Genomic DNA, 23,275 nt, shown 5'->3' on the forward strand with positions numbered 1-23,275 from the left:
AAGGAGGCTGGCATGTGGTGGATAGGCGCGTTGTTGGGAGTAATGGTGGCCGTGGCAGCATTCACGATGATGACGGCACCTAGGGTTTGGGGAGTATTCGAGCAGAAAAAGAAACAAGTAGACGCTCAGTCACAGGCGGTATTAGAAGCCGCGTATTGGTTTGTGGATGCTCGTGTACTGGCGGTGTTTTTTAGCTTGGTCTTGTTGTTCAGTGTGTTTCTCTGGTGGTGGCTCACGGGTAATGTTTGGCTAGCTTGGGTCGCTCCGGTCTTAGTGCTGATTGCGGTGCCTAGAACAATGCGACATTTGCAGAAAAAGCGCCATTTACGCGTCTGCACTCAGTTGCCAGATTTTATTCAGTCGTTAGCGGCAGCCTCACGAGCTGGCTTAGGGTTGCAAGTAGCGTTTCAACAGTTAGCACTTCAGAGCAAGTCGCCACTACGTGCTGAACTGGAGCTTTGCTTGCGTGAACTACGATTGGGCATAGGGCTGGAACAAGCCGTGATGAACTTATCTAACCGCATCCCACATGAAGGCACACAGTTATTGGCAGCAAGCCTCGAGGTTTCTCAACGCTGTGGCGGGCGTATCAGCGATGTATTGGAACGTTTAGCCCATAGTTTACGTATGCGCTTGTATCTAGAGGAAAAGGTTAAAACCCTGACGGCGCAAGCATCGTTGCAAGCGTGGGTAATGGCAGCAATTCCGCTCTTGATTGCTGCGGCATTGAGTTGGATGCAGCCCGAGTTGATGCAGAGTTTTTGGTCTGAACCCATAGGGTGGGGTGTGGCAGCTTTGATCGTGGTACTAGAGAGTGTTGGATTGCATATGATGCGTAAGATTGCTCAGATTAGGGTGTAGGTATGCAGGGTCTCTGGGGATATATTAGCTTTGCTTTGGTAGCTGTTACGACAATGGCTAGCACGCTGAGCATAGGGTATTGGCTACGTAATAGATGGCGGCAATTACCAGAGCAGGTACAAGAACGTGCATGGCATCAGTGGTTAGTGTGGCTGCATAGTGCGTTAGGGCGCAGATTGTGGGTGTTATTGCCGTGGCGATGGCGTTACCGATTACCAATCTGGCTAGGCATAGAGCAGCATGCCGAGGTCTATATGGTGCTGGGGCGTTTGTTTTTGCAAGCGCTAACCGTTGCATTCATTGTGTTGGTGCTCAGCGCTGTCTACAGCGAAGAAATGGACTTTTGTATGGCGGCTGTGGCTGGAGGGGTCACGTTGGTATTGCCTTGGTGGAAACGTTATCAAGAACGCCAAAGCCGGTTGCATGCACAGCGTTGCCAGTATCCGTTCTTTCTGGATGTGTTGGCGTTGTCGGTAGAGTCTGGTGCTGGTGTGATGCTGGCTTTGCAAACTGCTGCTGAAAGTTTGCCGCCAGGTGATTTGCAAAGGCTACTACAACAAGCCTTGTTTAGAATGTGTTCTGGTATGAGTAGAGAGCAAAGCTTTGAGCGCCTTGTACAGGACAGCGGTTTAGTAGAGATGTCTGTGCTTTCCGCTAATTTAGACAATGCCGTGAAAATGGGCTTGTCACTCAGCACCGTACTTCGTGCGCAAGCAGATCAATATAGGCAAGAACGTTTTTTGCGCGCAGAAAAACAAGCCCTAGAAGCGCCAGTGAAAATGCTCTTCCCAGTAGTAAGTTGTATTTTGCCTTGCACGTTCTTAGTGATTGCTTTTCCGTTGGTGATGCAAATGATGCAAAGCTTGTTTTAGGGTGACATCGTATGCCTACATCACCAGCACAACAGCGTGTGCGTCATATTTGGTGCATGCAAAGTTTTCAGGCAAGGCTCTTTGGTATGCATCGTATAACGATGTCAGAAAGGGCTCATACCGTTTTGTGTTTCAAGGGCTGCAGATTGGTGCATACGCTGGGGTTGTACAGCACACATGCAGTGCTTTTCTTGGATGCAAAGGGTGAAATACTCAAGGGGCCGTTGCTCATGCGGCCAAACCGCATATACGGTTGTAAGCATGCGGTAGAGGTGGTTGAGATGCCTGGATGGGTGCTGCAACTACGCCAATCAGTCTTAGAGCAAGAGCTAGGGAGTTGGCGTAGGTGTGCGCAAAGGCGTTAACAGCCAGCGTGATGCTTGGCTGTGATGGGTTTACAGGTCAGGGTCTTGGTGCGAGGCTGCATTTAATGCCATGGCGCTAGGACCAAATACCGTCAGGTAAATAGGGTAGAAGCTACCATACAAAATCGCCAAAATGACTAAGCTAAGCGGTGTCAGGATCAACTGTTGCAGGCTAGGGGCTAGGCCGGAAGACAGCAAGATTAAATCCAACTGTTGCATCAAGAAGTACAGCACTAACCAACATAGGCCATACAAAATGAATGGGAACTTGTTGCGCCAGCAAGCCACCATGGAATAGAACAGTGCTTGTTTGATGGCAATGTTGTGCCAGCCAATGAGGGCAGGAGCATGCCAGAATAGCGCAGACACCAGTACGTAGATAGCCATTAGGGCAAACATGGGCGCGCGTAAGGCACGCATGAATGCAACTTCATCTACGGGCTCGCCTGGTGCAGGCATCACACTCATGATGCTGTCTACGAATGGAATAGTGGCCAGTAGCCCTGCGGCCAAACAGGCCAGCATGTAGAGCGCACCCAGTTTGATTAATGGGTTACGCACGTTAGCAGGGCGTAGAGGTGCCGTCCACATGCCTAGCTGCATTTGCTGACCTTTAGCGATATTGTGGCTGGCGTTTAGAACGATGAAGGTCAGTGCGGGGGAAGCTACCAGCAAAGCGATTTGGCCTAATAACGGCAGTAAATAGCTTAGATGGATCAGCAAGTTGGTGACCAAGCTCCAGAACAGCATGGCCATAGGTTGACGCATGAAAAGGCGGTAACCTTCTCGAACCCAGAGCCAACCATAGAGAAAGGGCAGGGAAACAGCTTGCATACAGTGTCTCTTAGTCTACGAGTTGAGGTGTGCTGGTGTCACGACGATTACGCAGCACGCGTTCAAAATGACGGGGATCATGCGGTTTTAGGGTTTCCGCTTCGCGTGGGCGGAAGTAATCGTACAGGCGGGAAACCCAGAAACGCAGGGCAGCAGCTTGCAGCATATAGGGCCACGCTTGTTGTTCAGTCTCTGTGAAAGGGCGAACCGCATTGTAGGCTTGCAACCAAGCCTGTAGCTTCGCGTCGTCAAAACTACCATCTTCGCGGTTGATGCACCAATCGTTGACGCTAACTGCTACGTCAAACAGCCATGTATCGCAGCCGGCAAAGTAGAAATCGATGAAGCCACCCATTTGTGGGGCTTCTGGTGTGCCACTGAAAAGCACGTTATCGCGGAACAAGTCGCAGTGTGCGGGGCCAGATGGCAAGCTTTTGTAGGTGTCTGTTTGTGCAAAGGCCTCTTGCTCAGATAGTACGGTCAACAGCAGTTCGCGTTGGCTGTCATCTAAGAATTCCAAAATGGACGGCACGGTTTTTTGCCACCATGCCAAGCCGCGTAGGTTGGGTTGGTAAATTTCGAAGTCTTGAGCTGCCAAGTGGGCCTTGGCCAAGGTGTCGCCCGCTAAGATGCAGTGTGCAGGGCTTGGGTCAGGTTCGTAGCGACCTGGTAGCAGACTAACAATAGCAGTAGGTTTGCCATTCAAGCTGGTTAGCAACTTACCGTTTTTTAGTGCCTGAGGCTTAGGGACGGGAATGTTGCGCTCAGCCAAGTGGTGCATTAACTCAATGTAAAAAGGCAACTGCTCAGCAGTTAGCACCTCAAACAGTGTGAGCACATACTCGCCACGAGTCGTGGTCAGGAAGTAGTTGGTGTTTTCTATGCCTGCTGAAATACCGCGCAGATTGACCAAGTCGCCCAAGTCGTATGAGCTAAGCAATTGCTGAGCGTCCTTTTCAGAAACAGTAGTAAAAACAGCCATAGTATGAAAAATGCAAAAAAGTTGGGATAGCGCGATGATATGGCGCAAGACTTAACCCTTTACTTTAACCTGTTTGAGTGCTTGTAGTGAATAGCTTAGGCGCGAGTTACCTACATTTATTAGTGCTTAGTCATCGCTATCGCAGGGGAAAGAGAAAAATGCCGGTGAGTTCTGGCGTAAAATGCTGTTTTTGCCCCATTTTCAGCAGGTGAGTGTGTGTCAGGACTTTCAAACGTTATAGCCAATACGGCGTCTACGAACAAAGCAGATTGGACGCTTTGCGTAGCCCCTATGATTGACGTAACGGATAAGCATTGCCGTTTCTTTCATAGAATGTTGGCACCACGTGCAAGGCTGTACACTGAAATGATCACCACAGGCGCATTGCAGTATGGTGATGTGCCGCGTTTACTGGATTATGACGCGAGTGAGCACCCTGTGGCTTTGCAGTTGGGAGGCAGTGAGCCGGCGGCATTAGCCCATAGCGCTAAGCTGGGCGAGCAATGGGGTTACGACGAAATTAACCTCAATTGTGGTTGTCCTTCCGAGCGTGTGCAGAAAGGGGCGTTTGGTGCTTGTTTGATGGCAGAGCCTAATTTGGTGGCTGACTGTGTAAAAGCGATGCAGGATGTGGTGAGTGTGCCAGTCACAGTCAAGCACCGTTTAGGCTTGGATTACGAACAAGACTATAGCTTTGCCCAGAATTTCGTCGGTATTTTGTATGAAGCTGGTGTGCGTGTGTTTGTGGTGCATGCACGTAATGCGGTGCTCAAAGGCTTATCACCCAAAGAGAACCGTGAGATTCCACCGCTGCGTTATGACTATGCACGTCAGCTCACTAAAGACTTCCCGGATGCGACATTCGTGTTGAACGGTGGCTTGGCAACGACGCAGCAATCGTTAGACGAGTTGGCTGGCTTTGATGGGGTGATGTTGGGCAGAGCAGCATGGCATACGCCAGCGGTGTTGCGCGAGATTAGCCAACATTTATGGCCAGAAGATACGTATATGGACGGTGCTGAAATCGTGCAGCGTATGTACGGTTATGCGCAGGCATTAGTGGCGCAAGATCTGAATATACGTATGGCAACGCGTGCGATGTTGGGCTGGCCACATGGTTTGCCTGGTGCACGTCAGTGGCGTAGAACGTTATCTGACGCAACAATTATGAATAAGAATGAGCCAGAAGTATTACTGGCAGCGTGGGAAGCACTGCAAGCCCGTCAAAACGAGCCTGCAGCGTAACCAAAGATTAGGCAGCGGAGTTGCCTTGGTCTGATGGCCAGTCGCGAATGTAGGCTTTCAGCATGGTGTTTTCAAACTGCTGAGCCTTCACGATGGCTTTGGACATATCGTAGAACGAAATCACCCCTTGCAATGTGGGGCCGTCCATGACGGGAATGTAGCGTGCATGATTGTCTAACATCAGGCGCTGTACTTCGTCAGCGCTGGTGTTGGGCGTCACGCTTACTGGTGCGTCATCCATGATGGCGCGCACCGTAGTGGCTGTAGTGCCGTGTTGGGCTTTGTGCAAATAGCGAATGATTTCCCTGAACGTGAGCATCCCGGCCAATTGACCATGTTCCATAATCACCAGTGAACCGATGTCTTGTTCGCTCATGATTTGAATTGCGGTATCAATCGCCATGTCAGGAGTCGCGGTGTAGAGAATATCCCCTTTGACTCGTAAAATTTCACTAACTTTAAGCATACGAGGGCTCCTGTGCTGCATTAAGTGACGTGCTTAATTTTTTTTGTATGGATTCAGATATATCTTCCAGCAACCCAGGCTGTTCAAACAACTGCTGTAGACGCAGATGAGGATTAGCCAAGGTGGCGTTCATTATTAAGGCTACACCATTGCCCACTTCAGTGCTGGGTTGAGACCTATTTAACAGGAAGGTGTCAACGAGTGCGGCAAGGTCAGTTTGGGCAGGGTCGCAGGCTAAAACCCAGCGTTCACGGTTGTTTTCTTGGGTGTTAGCGACATATCCCAACTTTTTAAGCGTCAGTAGCGTACGGGTTAGCTCGTGAGCGTCGTGAGCCAAAGTGTCGCTTAATTGCTCCACTGGCAAGCCTACTGGTGTGTGGCCGCGCTGTAGCCACAGGCTGTGCAACATGCTGAGCGCATGCAAGAATGACTCACCTAAGTAGTGTTTTTCGTTAGGGTCACGGTGTCTACGTATATCAGGAAGAATAGCGGCAAACGAGGCGCCTAGCAGCACAACTAACCACGACAAATACACCCAGAGCAAGAAAATAGGGATGGTGGCAAATGCACCATAAATTAAGGTGTAGGTCGGGAATTTAGTCAGGTAAAACGCAAAGCCTGCTTTCAGCAGTTCTAGGAAGAAAGCGACGAGTACACCACCTACAAAAGCGTCACGCCAGCGCACATGGCAATTGGGCACGAAGGTAAAGAGTGCGGTAAAGCTCAGTACGGTCAGTAGAAAAGGCAGGGCAGACAGCAGTAATGAAATCACAATCCCAAAACTACTGATATAGCCCATGGATTCACGGGCAAGCATAGTAGTAGCCCAAAGACTAGCACCGCCCAATATAGGCCCTAAAGACAGCAATGCCCAGTACACCAACAGGCGCTGTGCGATGGGGCGCTGAGTATTAACCTGCCAAATATCGTTTAACGTACCATCAATGGTTGAAATCAACATGATGGACGTAATGATCAAAAACAAGCTACCAATGGCAGTGAGGCTAGAGGCCTTTGCAGCAAACTGATTTAGGTAGGACATGATCGTGTCAGACACGGCCTCGGGCATCAGATTCGTGGTGAAGAAGTTTTCTAACGCTTCACGAAAATCAGAGAAAAGAGGGAATGCCGTGAACAGGGACAGCACTACAGCTAGTAGTGGCACAGCTGCCAGAATGGTGGTGTAAGTGAGGCTGGATGCGACTTGCGTTAAGCGTCGCTGGGCTATGCACCGCAGCATGACCGCAGCCAGTTCACGTTTTTTGCGCTGAGGTTGGCCAGAAGCGGTGGGCGTTTTCGCCTTCTGTGCCAAAGCATCAATAGAAGGGGACGGTTGGTTGGTCATGGTAAAAAAATCATCCAGCTGACTGCGTGCAATGGTATAGGGTTTTAACCCGCCTTAGGCGATAATACCAGTATGAATGCTCAATTGAATCCCGTTTTACATCGTGTTGCCGCTGCATCGTTAATAGGCCTGATTGTCCTCTGCATAGCATGGGAAATGTGGCTGGCGCCATTGCGCCCCGGTGGGTCGTATATGGCACTTAAGGTATTGCCGTTGATTTTGCCTTTGCCTGGTATTTTGCGCGGGAAAATCTATACCTTGCAGTGGTCTTCTATGCTGATTCTGCTGTATTTCATGGAAGGTTGTGTACGCGCATGGTCTGACCCGAACCCGGCATCGGTGTACTGTGCGATTGCTGAAATCATCTTGTCGTTGGTGTTTTACTTTTGTGCCATTTTCTATTTGCGTCCTGCTAAAAAAGCGGCCAAAGCACATGCGCAACAAGTGGCTGCTGCAGCCAAGGAGCAGTAATCATGTCGGTGTTGGCCTCTACTCTAGAAGATTTGCACGTTAGCAATGGTTTCGCGTCGTCATTGCCAGAAACGTTCTACACGTTACTGCAGCCCTCGGGTTTGCGCGATGCTCAGTTGCTGCATGCAAACGATGACTTAGCACAGCGTTTGGGGTTGAGTCAGGTGCTGCTGCATTCGCCTGAGATGCTAGCCGTGTTGTCAGGTAATGCGCCATTGCCGGGTGGGCGAAGCTTAGCTGCCGTATACAGCGGCCATCAGTTTGGTGTGTGGGCTGGGCAGTTAGGTGATGGGCGTGCGCATTTGCTGGGGGCTATAGATGGGCCTCAGGGCACACAAGAGCTGCAGCTTAAAGGCTCAGGGTTGACACCGTATTCCCGTATGGGGGATGGCAGAGCAGTCATACGGTCGTCGGTGCGTGAGTATTTGGCCAGCGTAGCCATGAAAGGTTTGGGCATTCCAACGACTGAAGCCTTGGCTATTGTGACCTCACCTGTGCCGGTGTACCGCGAAACGGTAGAGCGTGCCGCCATCGTGACGCGAGTTGCTCCTAGCTTTGTGCGTTTTGGTTCTTTTGAGCACTGGTTAGGGCATCCCGAAGAAATGCAGACATTACTGCATTATGTAGTACAAAATTTTTATCCTGCGCTGTACAAACACAGCGAGGATCATGCTGAGTTAGCCCGTTTGTTGCTAACAGAAGTAACCCAACGTACCGCCTATCTGATGGCAGACTGGTTAACCGTGGGGTTTTGTCACGGTGTGATGAATACCGACAACATGTCCATTTTGGGGCTGACCTTAGACTTTGGCCCCTTTGGCTTTATGGATGCTTTTCAGGCTAACCATATCTGCAATACAACCGATCAACAGGGCAGATACGCATGGAATCAGCAGCCTTCAGTTGGACATTGGAATCTCTATAGATTAGCCAGTGCCATGACCACCTTGGGGGCGACGCCCGAAACACTGAACCCTGTATTGCAACAGTACGAAGGGTGGTTCTTAGAGCGGTACAGAGAAAATCTGTGCCGCAAAATGGGGTGGCAAGAGTGGCTGGAAGGTGATACGCAACTGATTGACGATTGGTGGCGTTTACTGCACAGAGACCAAGCCGACTTTAGTTTGAGCTTCCGCGCGTTGGCGTGGGCAGAAAAACACCCTGAGGCTTTCTTGCAATGTTTTCATGATCAAGATCAGGCGCGTGCGTGGGTAGATAGATACCGCGTGCGTCTAGAGGCTGATCAACAAACCACCGCACAGCGTCAGCAGTCCATGAATGCGGCCAATCCGCTGTATGTGTTGCGTAACTACTTGGCACAACAAGCGATTGCTGCCGCAGAAAAGGGCGATGCATCAGTATTGTCTGATTTGTTTACGGTGTTAAGTAACCCATTTGAAGAACGTGCTGGATACGAGCGCTATGCGGAAGTTCCCCCGCCCGAGGCGCAATCCATCGCCCTGAGTTGCTCATCCTAGCTTGTACACGGTGCATGCTCCCGGCTTTAATGCCATAATTCTGCTTTCGATTGGCCTATAAACCGAACTGTTTATGTCTGCAAATACTTTAGGTAGCTTATTTCGTGTAACGAATTTTGGGGAGTCTCACGGCCCAGCCATTGGTGCTGTGGTAGATGGCTGTCCGCCCGGATTAGAACTGAGTGTTGAAGATATTCAGCTAGAACTAGACCGCCGTAGACCTGGCACATCGCGCCATGTTACGCAGCGTCAAGAAGCCGATCAGGTTGAGATTTTGTCTGGTGTGTACGAAGGTAAAACTACCGGTGCACCTATAGCTTTGTTGATTCGCAATACCGATCAGCGCAGTAAAGATTACGGTAATTTGCTGGAAACCTTCCGCCCTGGTCATGCTGATTACACCTACTGGCGCAAGTACCAGCACCGTGATCCTCGCGGTGGCGGTCGTTCTTCTGCGCGTTTGACAGCGCCGACCGTTGCAGGCGGTGCGATTGCCAAGAAATGGTTAGCAGCGGAGTTCAAAACGGTGATTCGTGGTTACATGAGTCAACTAGGCCCTATCGTCATCCCATTCAAAAGCTGGGATGACGTGCCTAATAACCCGTTCTATGCAGCCGATGCAGCCGTAGTTCCTGAACTGGAAGCCTTTATGGATGCCCTGCGTAAAGAGGGGGACTCCATTGGTGCACGTATTGAGGTGATCGCTGAGGGCGTGCCAGCCGGTTTGGGTGAGCCTATTTATGGTCGTCTGGACGCTGACATTGCTTACGCGATGATGGGGTTGAATGCGGTGAAAGGCGTAGAGATCGGTGATGGCTTTGAAAGTGTGTCGCAACGTGGCTCTGAGCACGGCGATGCAATTTTGCCTGACGGTTTTGCCTCGAATCACGCAGGTGGTATTTTGGGCGGTATTTCTTCCGGCCAAGACATTCGTGTGTCGTTGGCGATTAAACCTACCTCCAGTATTCGCATCAAACGCCCCTCCATTACGCAGCAAGGCGAGCCTGTAGAGGTACAAACATTGGGTCGTCATGATCCTTGTGTGGGTATACGTGCCACACCTATTGCTGAAGCGCTATTGGCCATCGTGCTGATGGATCAAGCGTTGCGCCAACGTGCTCAGTGTGGGCAGTGGTAAGGATTGCGTATGAGCCTGTTCGGGGTATGGCGTAAGGCATGTATAGTGGCGGCGGCTTGTGCCACCATCATTTTGACGGGGTGTGCTGCAGTAGATACCACGGCGAGTGGCGTTGTCGGCATACAACGTAAGCAGTTTATGTCTAGTTTTGTTCCCGAGCAGGAGCTGAATTTAGCGGCTGCGCAGAACTACAACGAAACATTGGCTCAAGCCCAAGCACAAGGTGCATTATCACCGAACGCGGAGCAGGTTCGTCGTGTACGAGAAATTTCCGCCAAGATTATCAATCAAGTGCCGGTGTTTAGGCCGGACGCTTTGCAGTGGGACTGGCAGGTCAACGTACTGAAGTCGGATGAGCTCAACGCGTGGTGTATGCCAGGCGGAAAAATGGCGGTGTATACCGGTTTAATAGATAGACTCAAGGCCACTGACGACGAACTCGCTGCCGTTATGGGGCATGAAATCGCTCATGCGTTGCGCGAACATTCACGTGAACAAATGTCCCATAAGATGGGTACCAGTATTGGCTTGGCGATTTTGTCGGCGGTGGTAGGCTCACAGGCTGTGGGTGATTTGGGTGGTTCACTAACCGATGTGATGTTCCATTTGCCGAATAGCCGTACGCACGAAGCAGAAGCTGATCTAATCGGTGTTGAACTTGCCGCTCGTGCGGGTTATGACCCTAGGGCAGCCATTAGTTTTTGGGAAAAAATGATTAGCATGTCGGGCAGAAACGGCAATGAGTCAGATCTCTTGTCTACGCACCCGTCTCCGCAAAGCCGTATTGATGAACTACGTGTGGCGGCAGAACTGGTGATGCCTTTGTATTTGGAAACAAAAAAACAGTAGGGTGAAGCATCACCGACTACAGCGGGTTTTGGGCGAGTCTCAGAACCCGCTTTGTGTTTTTTGGGAGGTAAGGTGGTACTCCCAATACTAGTATAACTAATGGTCTTGTGCTGGTTTTAGAGACGGGCATAATGAATCCATCGCGAAATAACAGCGTTTCGCTTGTTCTGATTGATTGAGAGTCTGTTATGGCAAAAACTTTATACGACAAGCTGTTTGACAGCCACGTGGTGCACCGTGAAGACGATGGCACCTGTTTGCTCTATATCGACCGCCAGTTACTGCATGAAGTGACTAGTCCCCAAGCCTTTGAAGGGCTGGAGCTGGCTGGCCGTAAGCCTTGGCGTATCAGCGCCAACCTTGCCGTAGCAGACCACAACGTTCCTACTACATCACGTGCGGCGGGTATCGCGGATCCTATCTCCAAATTGCAGGTAGATACGCTGGAAGAAAACTGCCGGAAATTTGGTGTGACTCTGTTCGATATGGACGACCAGCGTCAGGGTATCGTGCACATCATCGGCCCAGAGCAAGGCGCAACGTTGCCGGGCATGACCATTGTGTGCGGTGACTCACACACCAGTACGCACGGTGCGATGGGGGCGTTGGCCTTCGGTATAGGTACTTCTGAGGTTGAGCACGTATTAGCTACCCAAACCTTGCTGATGAAAAAAAGCAAGAGCATGTTGGTAGAGGTAAACGGTGATTTGCCAGCAGGCTGTACGGCTAAAGATTTGATCTTGCACGTTATTGGTGTGATCGGTACTGCGGGTGGTACAGGCTATGCCATCGAATTCGGTGGTTCAGCAGTACAAGCGCTGAGCATGGAAGGTCGTATGACCGTGTGCAACATGGCTATTGAGGCCGGTGCGCGTTCGGGCATGGTAGCGGTGGATGATAAAACCGTTGAGTACTTCCGTGGTCGTCCTTACTCCCCTAAAGGTGCGCAGTGGGATCAAGCGGTTGAGTACTGGAATACATTGAAAAGCGATGATGGCGCGCAATTTGATGCGGTGGTTCGCATTGATGCCGCAGATATCAAACCTCAATTGACATGGGGTACATCGCCAGAAATGGTGTTGCCAGTGGATGCCAATGTGCCTGATCCACAGAATGAAAAAGATCCAGTACGCCGCGAAGGTATTATCCGCGCGTTGCAGTACATGGGTTTGGAAGCCAACCAGCCATTGACTAGCATTGCAATTGATAAAGTGTTTATTGGTTCCTGTACCAACGCACGTATCGAAGACTTGCGTGCTGCTGCTGAAGTTGCACGTGGCCGTAAAGTGGCGAAAAACGTCAAACAGGCTATCGTGGTACCAGGCTCTGGTTTGGTGAAGCAACAAGCTGAAAAAGAGGGTTTGGACAAAATCTTTGTTGAAGCCGGTTTCGAGTGGCGTGAGCCTGGTTGTTCCATGTGTTTGGCGATGAACGCCGACCGTTTGGAACCCGGTGAGCGTTGTGCTTCCACATCCAACCGAAATTTTGAAGGCCGTCAGGGGCAGGGTGGACGTACACACTTGGTTAGCCCAGCCATGGCTGCTGCTGCCGCTGTAGTAGGTAGCTTTGCCGATGTACGTCAATTGAGTCAGGAGCACTAATCATGCAAGCTTTTACTACTCACAAAGGAATGGTTGCTCCGTTGGACCGCGAAAACGTGGACACCGACTTGATCATCCCTAAACAGTTTTTGAAGTCCATCAAACGTACTGGCTTTGGCCCTAACTTGTTTGATGAACTGCGTTATCTGGATCACGGTGAACCAGGTATGGATAACAGCAAACGTCCTCTGAACCCAGAGTTCGTGCTGAACCAGCCGCGCTACCAAGGTGCTTCTATCTTGTTGGCACGTAAAAACTTTGGTTGCGGTTCTAGCCGTGAGCACGCGCCATGGGCGTTGTTGCAATACGGTTTTAGAGCCATTATTGCCCCATCGTTTGCCGATATTTTCTTTAATAACAGCTTCAAAAATGGTTTGTTGCCCATCATCCTGCCTGAGGATGTAGTCGCTAAGCTGTTTGATGCTGTGCAGGCCAAAGAAGGCTATCAGTTGAGCATTGATCTGGAGCGCCAGAAAGTGATTGCTGAAGACGGCCAAGAGTATGGCTTTGAGATCGATGCCTTTCGCAAACAAAGTTTGCTCAAAGGTTTAGATGAAATCGGCCAGACTTTGCAAAAAGCAGAAACTATCAAGGCATTTGAAGCCCAGCGTTTGGCGCAACACCCTTGGTTGGTGGGTAACCCATCTGCTTAATTCTTAACACACGGCTGCTAGGCGGCCGTGTGGTTTGTTCAGATCATGGGCAAGCCACACACAGAACATAGTGTGAACACCGCACGGTTCGTTACAACACCACAGGAAAACGTATGTCTACAAAAATCGCAGTATTACCCGGTGATGGCATTGGTACCGAAATTACGGAACAGGCCGCGCGCGTTCTAACCGCTCTGGGTTTGGATCTGGAATTGCATCATGCACCCGTTGGTGGTGCAGCCTATGACTTGCACGGCCATCCTTTGCCGCCAGCAACATTAGAGTTGGCTAAGTCATCCGCAGCAGTGCTGTTTGGTGCGGTGGGCGATTGGAAATACGATTCCTTGGCACGTGAACTGCGTCCAGAACAAGCGATTTTGGGTTTGCGTAAAGCCTTGGGTTTGTTTGCGAACCTGCGTCCTGCGATTTTGTACCCTCAGTTGGCCAATGCATCGTCGTTGAAGCCAGAAATCGTTTCGGGTTTGGATATCCTAATCATCCGTGAACTGACAGGCGACATTTACTTTGGTCAGCCACGTGGCGTGCGCACCGTGAGCGAAGGCAACTTTGCCGGTGAGCGTCAAGGCTTTGACACCATGCATTACGCTGAAAGCGAAGTGCGCCGTATTGCACATGTGGCATTCCAAGCCGCACAAAAACGCCAAGGTAAGCTGTGCAGCGTAGACAAAGCCAACGTGCTGGAAACCTCGCAATTCTGGCGTGACATTATGATTGATGTAGCGAAAGAGTACCCGGATGTTGCATTGAGCCACATGTATGTAGACAATGCGGCCATGCAACTGGTTCGTGCACCAAAAGAATTCGACGTAATCGTGACGGGTAATCTTTTTGGTGACATACTATCAGACGAGGCAGCGATGTTGACGGGTTCCATCGGCATGTTGCCTTCTGCATCCTTGAATGCGTCGCAACAAGGTCTGTATGAGCCTAGCCACGGCTCCGCTCCTGACATCGCTGGTCAGAACAAAGCCAACCCCTTGGCAACCATTTTGTCCGCAGCGATGTTGCTGCGCTACTCACTGAATGAAAATGCTCAGGCAGTACGTGTAGAAAATGCAGTGCGCCAGGTGTTAGAGCAAGGGTTACGCACAGCAGACATCTATGAAGCAGGTACTCAGTTGGTGGGTACTCGCGAAATGGGGGATGCAGTGCTTAAGGCATTGGGTTAATTTGGTTTTTAGGTGATTATTCATGAAACAAGCGGTAGGCCTAGTCGGTTGGCGTGGCATGGTGGGCTCGGTCCTCATGCAACGCATGCGCGAAGAGAACGATTTCTCACGATTTGAGCCGGTATTTTTCTCTACCAGTAATGCTGGTGGAGCAGCACCGGAATGGGCAGCAGGCGCAGGAGCCTTGCAAAATGCCTACGATATAGACAGCCTGAAAAAGCTGCCTATTATTGTGACGGCTCAAGGTGGGGACTACACCAAAGAGGTGTATGGCAAATTGCGCGCAGCTGGCTGGACTGGCGTTTGGATTGACGCTGCCAGTTCATTGCGTATGGACGATAACTCCATCATCGTGCTTGATCCAGTAAACCGCGACGTTATCGACGCTGGTCTGGCTAAAGGCGTGAAACAGTTTATCGGTGGTAACTGTACTGTTAGCTGCATGCTAATGGGCTTGGGCGGTTTGTTCAAACACAACTTGGTAGAGTGGATGACCTCCATGACTTACCAAGCAGCTTCAGGCGGCGGCGCACAACACATGCGCGAATTGCTGACACAGTTTGGCGACTTGAACGCCGCTGTTAAAGCACAATTGGATGACCCAGCATCGGCTATTTTGGACATTGATCGCGGTATTCTGCAAAAGCAGAAAGATCCTAGCCTGAGCAGCGTGCAGTTTGGCGTACCACTGGGCGGCAGCCTGATTCCTTGGATCGACTCCGATCTGGGTGATGGTATGTCCCGCGAAGAGTGGAAAGGTGGCGTAGAAACCAACAAGATTTTGGGTCGTCAGGGCCAAGATCACGTGGTAGTAGACGGTTTGTGTGTACGTATTGGTGCTTTGCGTTGCCACAGCCAAGCGCTAACCATCAAACTGCGCAAAGACGTACCGTTGGATGAAATCAATGAAATCATCGCTAACACTAGCGATTGGTCCAAACTGATTCCTAACGAAAAACAAGCCACTATGGAGCAACTGACTCCTATCGCTGTGACCGGTACGATGGACATTCCTGTGGGCCGTGTGCGCAAACTGGGTATGGGCCCTGAGTACATCAGCGCTTTCACCGTAGGCGATCAATTGTTGTGGGGTGCTGCAGAGCCGCTGCGCCGCATGCTGATGATCACCTTAGGGGAACTGTAAATGAAAACCAGCCGTTTATCGTTGCGTACTGTAAGTTTTCTTGCATTGGCATCAATGACGGCTTTGGCTGCGCATTCAGCGTATGCGGTAGAGGTGGGCAGGGCTCGCCTCTTGTCGCAACCGGCGCAGCCGCTAGTGTTAAGTGTGGCGTTACGAGATTGGAAGCCAGACGAAACGCTTAGCATACAGTTTCCTGATCGGGAACAATGGCAGCAGGCGGGGTTAACCCCGCCCGTTGCGTTAGAGGGATGGCAGATTGAACTGCAGCCGGGAAAGTCGCAAGTTATTTTGCGTAGCCCACAAGCGGTAGATGCCAAAGTCATCGACGTTTTACTGGATATTCAGTCGTCATCTGGTTTGCAGCGCCACCAAGTGAGCGTGGTTAATGCTGCCAAAGTGGCTGAATCCTTGCAGTTACCCAGTACCGCAGCAGCGTCAACAAGCAGTAGTTACGGCACTCGTAGCGTAGCCGCTACGGCTGGCAGTGGCGATAGCTACAAAGTGCGTAAAGGTGACAACTTAAGCACTATTGCGGCCAAGCGTACACCTGAAGGTGTCAGTACATACCAGTACATGGCGGCATTGTTAGCGGCTAATCCTGATGCGTTCCAGCATGGCAACATGAACTTGTTGCGAGCAGGCAGTACGCTTAGCGCGCCTACGGAAGCTCAATTGCAAGCTTATAGCGATGCTGAAGCCCGTAAACTGTTTGGTGAGCAAGCAGACTGGTATGCACAGTACAAACGTGGTTTGGCTGACAATAAAGCGCCTGCGTTAGCCTCAGAAGAGGCTACTACAGGCCAAGCTGCCCCTCAAGCGCCAGCCGCCCCTACAGAGCGAGCTGCTAAAGGCGACACGTTAACGCTTAGCACTGAATCATGGGCAGATAGCGTTAAGCAAGATCAAAGCGTGGCTACCGCACAAGCATTGCGTGACGCCAGCGAGAATGTAGAACAATTAGAAGAAAATGTACGCCAGCTTTCTTCGGCATTGAGCGAACAAGAAGCGCTTGCTGCCGAACAGCAGAAAGCGGGTGCAGCCAATGCGGCGGGACAACAACCTACGCCAGGCACGGCTGCTAGTGAGGCAGACAAAAACGAACCAGTGACAACTGCTGTTACCACAGCAGAGCCAGTCGCACAGAACACATCAACAACCACTGATACGGATAGTACTTTGTCTTGGATTCAAGAGCATTTGCTCATTGTGATGTCAGCATTGCTGGCATTGATTGTCATTATTACTGTTTGGGTATTGCGTCGCGCTAATAACAGTCGCGCCGAAGTTGATTCTCCCGCTCCGGTCACACCGGAAATGGTGCGTGAGAAGCTAGAAAAAATTAATCTAGATTTGGATGTACCGCCGTCTGATGAGCCCACGCCTTCGGAGCGTAAGCCTTCATGAATCGTGTAGCACTGGGCATATGCTATGACGGCAGTGCATGGTACGGATGGCAGCGTCAACCCGTGCTGCCATCTGTGCAGTCGGAATTAGAAAACGCATTATTGAAGTTTGTAGGGCAGCCGGTTGCCGTTTGTTGTGCGGGCAGAACGGATAGAGGTGTGCATGCACTTAACCAAGTGGTGCATCTGGACCCTCCTGTAAAACGCTCAGCTCAAGCGTGGGTAAGTGGCTTAAACGCCTTCCTGCCTAGCTCTATTTCTGTGCAGTGGGCGCAAGAGGTGGATGACACCTTTCATGCGCGATTTTCTGCTAGACAACGTACGTATTTTTATGTATTGCGCGAAGCCAATGTACGCTCTCCATTGCTTGATGGGAAAGTAGGCTGGGTATTTCGCCCATTGGATATCGAACGCATGCGTCGTGCCGCAGAACATTTTGTGGGCACACATGATTTTAGTAGTTTTAGATCGACGGATTGCCAGGCCAAAAGCCCGGTAAGAGAGATACACGCCATCGACATACAAAAGTCCGGCAGTTTCTATGTATTCCGTTTTGTGGCCAATGCGTTTCTCCATCATATGGTTCGTAATTTGATGGGAACTTTGCTCTACGCGGGCTATGGCCGCCTTGATGCTTCCGACATACCGGCTCTGATCGAGCGGCGTGATCGGCAGTATGCTCCTCCTACATTTGCACCAGACGGGCTATACCTAGCTGGCGTAAAGTACGAAGAGGCGGTACAACTGCCAATGCAGGATCCATTGACGTTGTTCCAGCAGCATTTGGGGCCATGGATAATCCCAGCGCGACCTGAGCCTGAAGACCCAGGTGTCGCATGATTAATCGTGGTGAATGGTAGGGAATTTCATCATCATTACGAGGTGGGTGTAGCCGCTTGAGATCCACTCTGGCTTATTCACCATCATTATTTTTATGACATTGTTATTACGTCTATCGCAGCTGATCGACCGCCTGAATACGGTGGTGGGGAAATCGGTTGCTTGGCTCACGCTACTGGTGGTACTGGTTAGCGCGGGCAACGCCATTGTGCGTAAAGTGTTTGGCGTCAGTTCCAATGCGTGGTTGGAGCTGCAATGGTATTTGTTTGGCGCTATCTTTTTGCTAGCGGCAGGCTATACCTATTTGCTGAATGAACACGTGCGTGTGGATGTGCTGGCTCAGCGCTTCTCTCGCAAAACACAAGTGTACATAGAAATATTTGGCATTCTGTTTTTCTTGTTGCCAGCATGTATCTTGGTGTTCTGGTTAGCGATTCCTTATTTTTGGCAGTCTTACGAAACCATGGAATTATCCTCCAACACGGGTGGTTTAATTCGTTGGCCTGTAAAACTGTTGATTCCCATAGGCTTTGCACTATTGATTCTGTCTGGGGTGTCGCGTCTGATTCGCTTGTTCGGCTTTTTGGCCGGTAAATGTGCGGATCCTTTAGAAGCACCTAAAGTAGCAGAGGCTGAGCTGGAAATTGCTGAAGACATTCGCAAAGTGGCAGAAGAAAACGACAGACGCCAACTTGAGCGACTACAACAAAAACAGAATAGGAATTGATCATGATGGAATTTGTCGTGGCAAACATTGCACCCATCATGTTTGTCAATTTGATTGTCTTTTTGCTGTTGGGTTTCCCCGTAGCGTTCACGCTAGCAGCAACGGGTGTGCTGTACGGTTTATTCGCGATTGAACTGAACTTGATGCAACCAGCGCTGTTCCAAGCGCTGCCGCAACGTATTTTCGGTATTGTGGCCAATGACACGCTCTTGGCGGTACCGTTCTTTACGCTAATGGGGCTGATACTTGAACGTTCAGGTATGGCGGAAGACTTGCTAGACACCATCGGCCAATTGTTTGGCCCGTTGCGCGGCGGTCTGGCTATTGCGGTGGTACTGGTAGGTGCGATGTTGGCAGCTACTACTGGGGTGATTTCTGCGTCTGTGATTTCCATGGGCTTGATCTCGCTGCCCATTATGTTGCGCTACGGTTATGACCGTCGATTAGCAACGGGGGTGATTGCAGCCTCGGGTACGTTATCGCAGATTATTCCGCCTTCTATCGTACTGATTATTTTGGCTGACCAATTGGGCCGCTCTATTGGCGATATGTACCGTGGCGCGATGCTGCCTGGTTTGCTCTTGGCACTGTCCTACATTGTGTATGTGGTTATTGTTGCCATTGTGCGTCCAAACAAAGTACCCGCATTGCCAGAAGAGGCCCGTGTCTACATAGAGCCTAATGGTTCGCGTGGGTTGAAATCGCTGTTGGTATTAACCATTGTGGCTGCTTTGGCTGCACACTTTGGTTCCATGCATTACTTCAGTACACACCCAAGTATTCCTATTGATGAGCACGTTGTGATCATCATGATGCTGTGGGGAGCTACGGCCTGGATCATTGCGATTCTGAATCGTGTGTTGAAACTGAACATGTTGTCGCAGATCGCTGAGCGCGTCACCTTTGTGATGATTCCACCGCTGTTCTTGATCTTCTTGGTGCTGGGTACCATCTTTATTGGTGTGGCTACACCAACAGAGGGTGGGGCGATGGGGGCTGTGGGCGCTATCTTGATGGCCGTTTCTCGCCGACGTTTGTCGTGGACCCAGCTGAAGCAAGCAATGACAGCGACTACACAGCTTTCCTGCTTTGTAGTGTTTATCTTGGTAGGTTCTACCATCTTTACTCTGAGCTTCCGTGGTATTAACGGTGATTTGTGGGTAGAAAGCTTGTTGATTGACTTGCCTGGCGGTGAGTGGGGCTTCCTGATCTTCGTTAGCGTGTTCACCTTCTTGCTGGCGTTCTTCCTAGACTTCTTTGAGTTGGCCTTTATTATCGTGCCGCTCTTGGGGCCGGTTGCTGATAAGATGGGCATTGACCTGATTTGGTTTGGTGTGTTGTTGGCCGTGAATATGCAAACATCCTTCATGCACCCGCCGTTTGGTTTTGCGTTGTTCTTCTTGCGTTCAGTGGCACCCAAAGAGGATTACACCGATGGCGTGACAGGACAACGTATTGCCAAAGTTACGACAGGCGATATCTATTGGGGCTCCGTACCATTTATCGTGATTCAGGTGCTGATGATCGTAGTGGTGTTGGTATTCCCAGGTATAGTCACGCACTACAAAGGCAACGAAGTCATGCTAGATGAGTCTACGATCGAGTTTGGTGTAGACGACGTTTATGGCTCGGATTCTTACGGAGACCCGTTTGGTTCCGATGCTGGTAATGCATTTCAGTAAATAGTGGTTTTAACAAATGAGTATGGGCAAAATACGGGTGAAAATGTGCGGTTTCACCCGTGCGGAAGATATCACCGCTGCGGTAGAACAGGGGGCTGATGCCTTGGGGTTGGTGTTCTATCCGCCAAGTAAGCGTTTTGTGAGCCTAGAGCAGGCCGTGGCGCTGCGTCGTCATGTGCCAGCTTTTGTTTCGCTAGTCGCATTATTTGTGAATCCAGAACCGCGCTATGTGAAAGATGTTCTGAAAGCGGTGCGCCCCAACTTATTGCAATTCCACGGTGATGAAAGCGTTGCCTTTTGTGAGTCCTTTGACCACCCCTACCTGAAAGCATTCAGAGTAGGGGGGCCACACAGCGACAGCGCTCGTGCGGTATGGGAGCAGTGCAAAGACTACCAAAGTGCCAGTGGCTGGTTATTTGACAGCTTTAGTCCGGCCTATGGCGGTACGGGTGTACGCTTTGATACGGCATTGCTAAATGAGGTGCATAAACAGCCTACGGCACGCCCTGTGATCTTAGCGGGTGGCTTAGATGCACTGAACGTAGGCGCTGCCATTCAACAGGTACGTCCATTTGCAGTAGATGTTAGCTCAGGCATAGAGCAGGCTCCTGGCGAGAAATCCAGCCTGCGCATGCAAGCCTTTATGCAGCAATGCAACCTTTACTGCTAATAGGTGTCTGATCCTGTTGCACTGAAGGTTTACGTGAGCAGGAAATGAACTCTATAACAATTGGTCCCTTTGCATTAAGCACTCCTCTTTTCATTGTCTTGTTGACGCTGCTCTGTGCAGTAGCGTTGGCATGGCTGCTTGAAAAAAAATACACCATCAAAATCGAATCGCGACTCTGGCTGACTACTCTAGCGGGGCTGGTGGTGGCGCGCGTGGTGTTTGTTGCCCAATACTGGGAGCAATATCAAACGAATCTGTTAGGCACGCTGGACATACGGGATGGGGGCTTCTCGGTTGCCGCTGGACTGATCGCTGCAGCAGCAATGGCCTTATATCTAGGCTATAAAAGTGTGGGACTGCAGCGCACGGCGTTCGCCTTAAGTGTGATGACAGCAGTAGTGGTTGGAGGTAGTGCCTTCCTGTGGTTGGGCGTCTATAAAAAAGAGGCACAACCCTTGCCTTTGCAAACTCAGCTGCAAAACCCGTGGGCAGAGTCGGTTGCAGAACAAACCGTGACACTAGAAAATTTTAGTGGCCAACCCATGGTGATCAATTTATGGGCGTCGTGGTGTCCACCGTGTAGACGTGAAATGCCCGTCTTTGAGGCGGCACAGAGTGAGTATCCGCAGCTCACATTTATCTATGCGAACCAGCAAGAGCGTGCGGAAACGGTAGACGGGTTTTTATCAGGGCAGCAGCTAAACTTGCAGCATGTGCTGTTGGATAAAGATGGTGATCTGGCGCGTTTTGCTCGCAGCAGGGGGCTTCCCACAACGTTGTTCGTGAACAGTGATGGCAGTGTACAAGCCATCCGTATGGGGGAAGTCTCCCGTGCGACGTTAGCGCAGTATATAGAGCAACTGCGTTAAGCAGCCGCTTCGGCTTTTTTCTTATGCTGAAGCGCGTAATGGTTGGCCATTACCGCGCAAGCCATTAACTGCAACTGGTGGAAAATCAGCAGCGGCAATAGCATAGGACCAATGATGCTGGCGGAGAACAGTACTTGTGCCATGGGTACACCCGTGGCCATGCTTTTCTTGGATGCGCAAAACACGATAGTGATTTCATCGGCCAAGTCAAAGTTCAGGCGTCTGGCGATCCACTGGGTCGCATATAAAATCGCAAACAACAACACCAAGCACACAATAGTCAGGGCAACCAGCGACATAGGGTGTACTTCTGCCCACAAACCACCGACTACCGAGGCGCTAAATGCGGTGTACACCACCAGCAAAATAGAGCCTTGATCAATGTTTTTGAGCCAGTTCTGATTGCGTGTCACCCACTGGCCAATGAAAGGGCGCATCAAGTGCCCGACCACAAACGGCAGCAGAATTTGCAGACTGATTTTGACTACTGTGTCGGTCATGTCAATTTCAACATCCGTTTCTAGCAGCAGTTTCAACAGCAGTGGCGTGAGCAAAATCGCAATAATGCTAGAGGCTGACGAGCTACAAATGGCAGCAGGCACGTTACCTTTAGCGATTGAGGTAAAGGCAATGGCCGATTGCACCGTACCTGGTAGAACACAGAGGTACAGAATCCCTGCTGCAAGTTGCAGACCCAGTAGTGGCACTAAAAGGGGTTGTGCAGCCCAGCCTATTAGCGGGAATAGCAGGAAAGTGCAGCTAAAGACCACCGCGTGCAAGCGCCAGTGCGTGGCACCAGCAATAATGGCTTCGCGGGAAAGCTTGGCACCGTGCATAAAAAACAGCAGTGCAATCGCGGCATTGGTGAGCCAATCAAAAAACACAGCGCCTTGCCCATGAGCAGGGAAGACGCTGGCTAGTATAACGACGGTTATAAGGATGAGGGTGAAGTTGTCAAATAGAAGGCGTAGTCTCGATAACATGTGAATGCTTGTGGTTTTTATTCATGGTACGTACTACTGTAGCATTATTTGACTAGCGGGCTAATGCGTTACACTTAAGGATGATAAATACTTCTTCTATTGGATTGCACTATGCCTTCTTTTGACGTTGTCTCAGAGGTAGACAAACAAGAGCTGAAAAACGCCGTGGATCAGGCTAACCGTGAATTGGTAAACCGTTTTGATTTCAAAGGCACAAATGCTCGTTTTGAATTGGACGAATATGTGGTGACACAATACGCGCCCAGCACCTTCCAGCTAACACAAATGATGCCTATATTGCGTGCACGTATTGCCGCACGAAATATTGATGTGCGTTGTTTGGAAACGGCTGATCCGTTGGAAAACGTTGCCGAAGCTCGCCAAGCGATTACGGTTAAACAGGGTATTGACCAGCCCACATCCAAAAAATTGATTGCAGCCATTAAAGCCGCCAAAATCAAAGTGGAAGCACAAATCCAGGGCGAAAAATTGCGTGTTACTGGCAAGAAGCGAGACGACCTGCAACAGGCCATCGCTTTGCTAAAACAAAGCGATGTAGAGCTGCCGTTGCAGTTTGAAAATTTCCGTGATTAAGGCATTTGCGCCT

General features: G+C 50.5%; 23 protein-coding genes. 18 read left to right on the top strand and 5 right to left on the bottom strand.

The window, feature by feature from the left end; genetic code table 11:
* Positions 1-12 precede the first annotated feature (12 nt).
* Complete coding sequence (locus AC3QL0_RS06895) at positions 13-861, top strand: type II secretion system F family protein (RefSeq protein WP_493010677.1); 849 nt, start codon at positions 13-15, stop codon at positions 859-861.
* Positions 862-914: 53 nt separating this feature from the next.
* Positions 915-1,733, top strand: coding sequence for a type II secretion system F family protein (locus AC3QL0_RS06900; protein ID WP_493010678.1), 819 nt, complete (start codon positions 915-917; stop codon positions 1,731-1,733).
* Positions 1,734-2,128: 395 nt separating this feature from the next.
* Here the strand turns inward: AC3QL0_RS06900 and AC3QL0_RS06905 are convergent, their stop codons facing one another.
* Both AC3QL0_RS06905 and AC3QL0_RS06910 read right to left on the bottom strand, forming a co-directional pair.
* Complete coding sequence (locus tag AC3QL0_RS06905) at positions 2,129-2,932, bottom strand: BPSS1780 family membrane protein (protein WP_493010679.1); 804 nt, start codon at positions 2,930-2,932, stop codon at positions 2,129-2,131.
* Positions 2,933-2,942: 10 nt separating this feature from the next.
* Positions 2,943-3,914 carry a homoserine kinase gene (locus tag AC3QL0_RS06910; protein ID WP_493010680.1) on the bottom strand — a complete coding sequence of 324 codons (972 nt, stop codon included), beginning with the start codon at positions 3,912-3,914 and terminating at the stop codon, positions 2,943-2,945.
* A gap of 216 nt (positions 3,915-4,130) precedes the next feature.
* Between AC3QL0_RS06910 and dusA the strand changes: the two genes are divergently transcribed.
* Positions 4,131-5,159: a tRNA dihydrouridine(20/20a) synthase DusA gene (gene dusA / locus AC3QL0_RS06915; protein ID WP_493010681.1), complete on the top strand. Its 1,029-nt coding sequence runs from the start codon at positions 4,131-4,133 to the stop codon at positions 5,157-5,159.
* A gap of 7 nt (positions 5,160-5,166) precedes the next feature.
* On the opposite strand, the gene AC3QL0_RS06920 is transcribed toward dusA, so the two are convergent.
* Both AC3QL0_RS06920 and AC3QL0_RS06925 read right to left on the bottom strand, forming a co-directional pair.
* Positions 5,167-5,625, bottom strand: a complete 459-nt coding sequence (locus AC3QL0_RS06920; protein WP_135864811.1) for a CBS domain-containing protein — start codon at positions 5,623-5,625, stop codon at positions 5,167-5,169.
* On the bottom strand, positions 5,618-6,970 hold the full coding sequence (locus AC3QL0_RS06925) for a YihY family inner membrane protein (RefSeq protein ID WP_493010682.1): 1,353 nt from the start codon (positions 6,968-6,970) through the stop codon (positions 5,618-5,620). The genes AC3QL0_RS06920 and AC3QL0_RS06925 overlap by 8 nt, the downstream gene beginning before the upstream one ends.
* A gap of 72 nt (positions 6,971-7,042) precedes the next feature.
* Between AC3QL0_RS06925 and AC3QL0_RS06930 the strand changes: the two genes are divergently transcribed.
* The 14 genes from AC3QL0_RS06930 to AC3QL0_RS06995 all read left to right on the top strand — a co-directional run bounded on the left by AC3QL0_RS06930 (position 7,043) and on the right by AC3QL0_RS06995 (position 21,685).
* Entirely contained in the window at positions 7,043-7,441 is a 399-nt protein-coding gene (locus tag AC3QL0_RS06930) for a DUF2069 domain-containing protein (RefSeq protein WP_493010683.1), read from the top strand.
* Between the two features lie 2 nt (positions 7,442-7,443).
* A complete protein-coding gene (locus AC3QL0_RS06935; protein ID WP_493010684.1) occupies positions 7,444-8,919 on the top strand; it encodes a protein adenylyltransferase SelO in 1,476 nt (491 codons plus the stop codon).
* 73 nt (positions 8,920-8,992) lie between these two features.
* Positions 8,993-10,057 carry a chorismate synthase gene (gene aroC / locus AC3QL0_RS06940; protein ID WP_493010685.1) on the top strand — a complete coding sequence of 355 codons (1,065 nt, stop codon included), beginning with the start codon at positions 8,993-8,995 and terminating at the stop codon, positions 10,055-10,057.
* A gap of 9 nt (positions 10,058-10,066) precedes the next feature.
* Positions 10,067-10,906 (top strand): M48 family metallopeptidase, encoded by an 840-nt coding sequence (locus AC3QL0_RS06945; protein ID WP_493010686.1) that lies wholly within the window; start codon positions 10,067-10,069, stop codon positions 10,904-10,906.
* A 188-nt stretch (positions 10,907-11,094) separates the two neighbouring features.
* A complete protein-coding gene (gene leuC / locus AC3QL0_RS06950) occupies positions 11,095-12,507 on the top strand; it encodes a 3-isopropylmalate dehydratase large subunit (protein WP_493010687.1) in 1,413 nt (470 codons plus the stop codon).
* Between the two features lie 2 nt (positions 12,508-12,509).
* Entirely contained in the window at positions 12,510-13,160 is a 651-nt protein-coding gene (leuD, locus tag AC3QL0_RS06955; protein ID WP_430223469.1) for a 3-isopropylmalate dehydratase small subunit, read from the top strand.
* 113 nt (positions 13,161-13,273) lie between these two features.
* Positions 13,274-14,350, top strand: a complete 1,077-nt coding sequence (gene leuB / locus AC3QL0_RS06960) for a 3-isopropylmalate dehydrogenase (RefSeq protein ID WP_493010688.1) — start codon at positions 13,274-13,276, stop codon at positions 14,348-14,350.
* Between the two features lie 22 nt (positions 14,351-14,372).
* Positions 14,373-15,494 (top strand): aspartate-semialdehyde dehydrogenase, encoded by a 1,122-nt coding sequence (asd, locus tag AC3QL0_RS06965; protein ID WP_493010689.1) that lies wholly within the window; start codon positions 14,373-14,375, stop codon positions 15,492-15,494.
* The gene (locus AC3QL0_RS06970) at positions 15,495-16,898 is read left to right on the top strand and encodes a type IV pilus assembly protein FimV (protein WP_493010690.1); all 1,404 of its coding nucleotides are present in this window, start codon (positions 15,495-15,497) and stop codon (positions 16,896-16,898) included.
* Entirely contained in the window at positions 16,895-17,737 is an 843-nt protein-coding gene (gene truA, locus AC3QL0_RS06975; RefSeq protein ID WP_493010691.1) for a tRNA pseudouridine(38-40) synthase TruA, read from the top strand. The genes AC3QL0_RS06970 and truA overlap by 4 nt, the downstream gene beginning before the upstream one ends.
* Before the next feature lie 94 nt (positions 17,738-17,831).
* Positions 17,832-18,464, top strand: coding sequence for a TRAP transporter small permease subunit (locus tag AC3QL0_RS06980; protein ID WP_493010692.1), 633 nt, complete (start codon positions 17,832-17,834; stop codon positions 18,462-18,464).
* A gap of 5 nt (positions 18,465-18,469) precedes the next feature.
* A complete protein-coding gene (locus AC3QL0_RS06985; RefSeq protein WP_493010952.1) occupies positions 18,470-20,146 on the top strand; it encodes a TRAP transporter large permease in 1,677 nt (558 codons plus the stop codon).
* Between the two features lie 16 nt (positions 20,147-20,162).
* Positions 20,163-20,816: a phosphoribosylanthranilate isomerase gene (locus tag AC3QL0_RS06990; protein WP_493010693.1), complete on the top strand. Its 654-nt coding sequence runs from the start codon at positions 20,163-20,165 to the stop codon at positions 20,814-20,816.
* A gap of 44 nt (positions 20,817-20,860) precedes the next feature.
* Positions 20,861-21,685, top strand: a complete 825-nt coding sequence (locus AC3QL0_RS06995; RefSeq protein WP_493010694.1) for a TlpA family protein disulfide reductase — start codon at positions 20,861-20,863, stop codon at positions 21,683-21,685.
* On the opposite strand, the gene AC3QL0_RS07000 is transcribed toward AC3QL0_RS06995, so the two are convergent.
* Complete coding sequence (locus AC3QL0_RS07000) at positions 21,682-22,668, bottom strand: bile acid:sodium symporter family protein (protein WP_493010695.1); 987 nt, start codon at positions 22,666-22,668, stop codon at positions 21,682-21,684. The genes AC3QL0_RS06995 and AC3QL0_RS07000 overlap by 4 nt on opposite strands.
* Positions 22,669-22,779: 111 nt before the next feature.
* Between AC3QL0_RS07000 and AC3QL0_RS07005 the strand changes: the two genes are divergently transcribed.
* Positions 22,780-23,262, top strand: coding sequence for a YajQ family cyclic di-GMP-binding protein (locus AC3QL0_RS07005; RefSeq protein WP_166409207.1), 483 nt, complete (start codon positions 22,780-22,782; stop codon positions 23,260-23,262).
* The last annotated feature ends 13 nt before the right edge of the window (positions 23,263-23,275 follow it).

Source organism: Paenalcaligenes sp. GW821-LYS-B07-1 (assembly GCF_058803365.1).

Bases quoted from the DNA above. Each gene is read 5' to 3' on its own strand.
- AC3QL0_RS06895 (WP_493010677.1), top strand. From the start codon at position 13: ATGTGGTGGATAGGCGCGTTGTTGGGAGTAATGGTGGCCGTGGCAGCA.
- AC3QL0_RS06900 (WP_493010678.1), top strand. From the start codon at position 915: ATGGCTAGCACGCTGAGCATAGGGTATTGGCTACGTAATAGATGGCGG.
- AC3QL0_RS06905 (WP_493010679.1), bottom strand. From the start codon at position 2,932: ATGCAAGCTGTTTCCCTGCCCTTTCTCTATGGTTGGCTCTGGGTTCGA.
- AC3QL0_RS06910 (WP_493010680.1), bottom strand. From the start codon at position 3,914: ATGGCTGTTTTTACTACTGTTTCTGAAAAGGACGCTCAGCAATTGCTT.
- AC3QL0_RS06920 (WP_135864811.1), bottom strand. From the start codon at position 5,625: ATGCTTAAAGTTAGTGAAATTTTACGAGTCAAAGGGGATATTCTCTAC.
- AC3QL0_RS06925 (WP_493010682.1), bottom strand. From the start codon at position 6,970: ATGACCAACCAACCGTCCCCTTCTATTGATGCTTTGGCACAGAAGGCG.
- AC3QL0_RS06930 (WP_493010683.1), top strand. From the start codon at position 7,043: ATGAATGCTCAATTGAATCCCGTTTTACATCGTGTTGCCGCTGCATCG.
- AC3QL0_RS06935 (WP_493010684.1), top strand. From the start codon at position 7,444: ATGTCGGTGTTGGCCTCTACTCTAGAAGATTTGCACGTTAGCAATGGT.
- aroC (WP_493010685.1), top strand. From the start codon at position 8,993: ATGTCTGCAAATACTTTAGGTAGCTTATTTCGTGTAACGAATTTTGGG.
- AC3QL0_RS06945 (WP_493010686.1), top strand. From the start codon at position 10,067: ATGAGCCTGTTCGGGGTATGGCGTAAGGCATGTATAGTGGCGGCGGCT.
- leuC (WP_493010687.1), top strand. From the start codon at position 11,095: ATGGCAAAAACTTTATACGACAAGCTGTTTGACAGCCACGTGGTGCAC.
- leuD (WP_430223469.1), top strand. From the start codon at position 12,510: ATGCAAGCTTTTACTACTCACAAAGGAATGGTTGCTCCGTTGGACCGC.
- leuB (WP_493010688.1), top strand. From the start codon at position 13,274: ATGTCTACAAAAATCGCAGTATTACCCGGTGATGGCATTGGTACCGAA.
- asd (WP_493010689.1), top strand. From the start codon at position 14,373: ATGAAACAAGCGGTAGGCCTAGTCGGTTGGCGTGGCATGGTGGGCTCG.
- AC3QL0_RS06970 (WP_493010690.1), top strand. From the start codon at position 15,495: ATGAAAACCAGCCGTTTATCGTTGCGTACTGTAAGTTTTCTTGCATTG.
- truA (WP_493010691.1), top strand. From the start codon at position 16,895: ATGAATCGTGTAGCACTGGGCATATGCTATGACGGCAGTGCATGGTAC.
- AC3QL0_RS06980 (WP_493010692.1), top strand. From the start codon at position 17,832: ATGACATTGTTATTACGTCTATCGCAGCTGATCGACCGCCTGAATACG.
- AC3QL0_RS06985 (WP_493010952.1), top strand. From the start codon at position 18,470: ATGGAATTTGTCGTGGCAAACATTGCACCCATCATGTTTGTCAATTTG.
- AC3QL0_RS06990 (WP_493010693.1), top strand. From the start codon at position 20,163: ATGAGTATGGGCAAAATACGGGTGAAAATGTGCGGTTTCACCCGTGCG.
- AC3QL0_RS06995 (WP_493010694.1), top strand. From the start codon at position 20,861: ATGAACTCTATAACAATTGGTCCCTTTGCATTAAGCACTCCTCTTTTC.
- AC3QL0_RS07000 (WP_493010695.1), bottom strand. From the start codon at position 22,668: ATGTTATCGAGACTACGCCTTCTATTTGACAACTTCACCCTCATCCTT.
- AC3QL0_RS07005 (WP_166409207.1), top strand. From the start codon at position 22,780: ATGCCTTCTTTTGACGTTGTCTCAGAGGTAGACAAACAAGAGCTGAAA.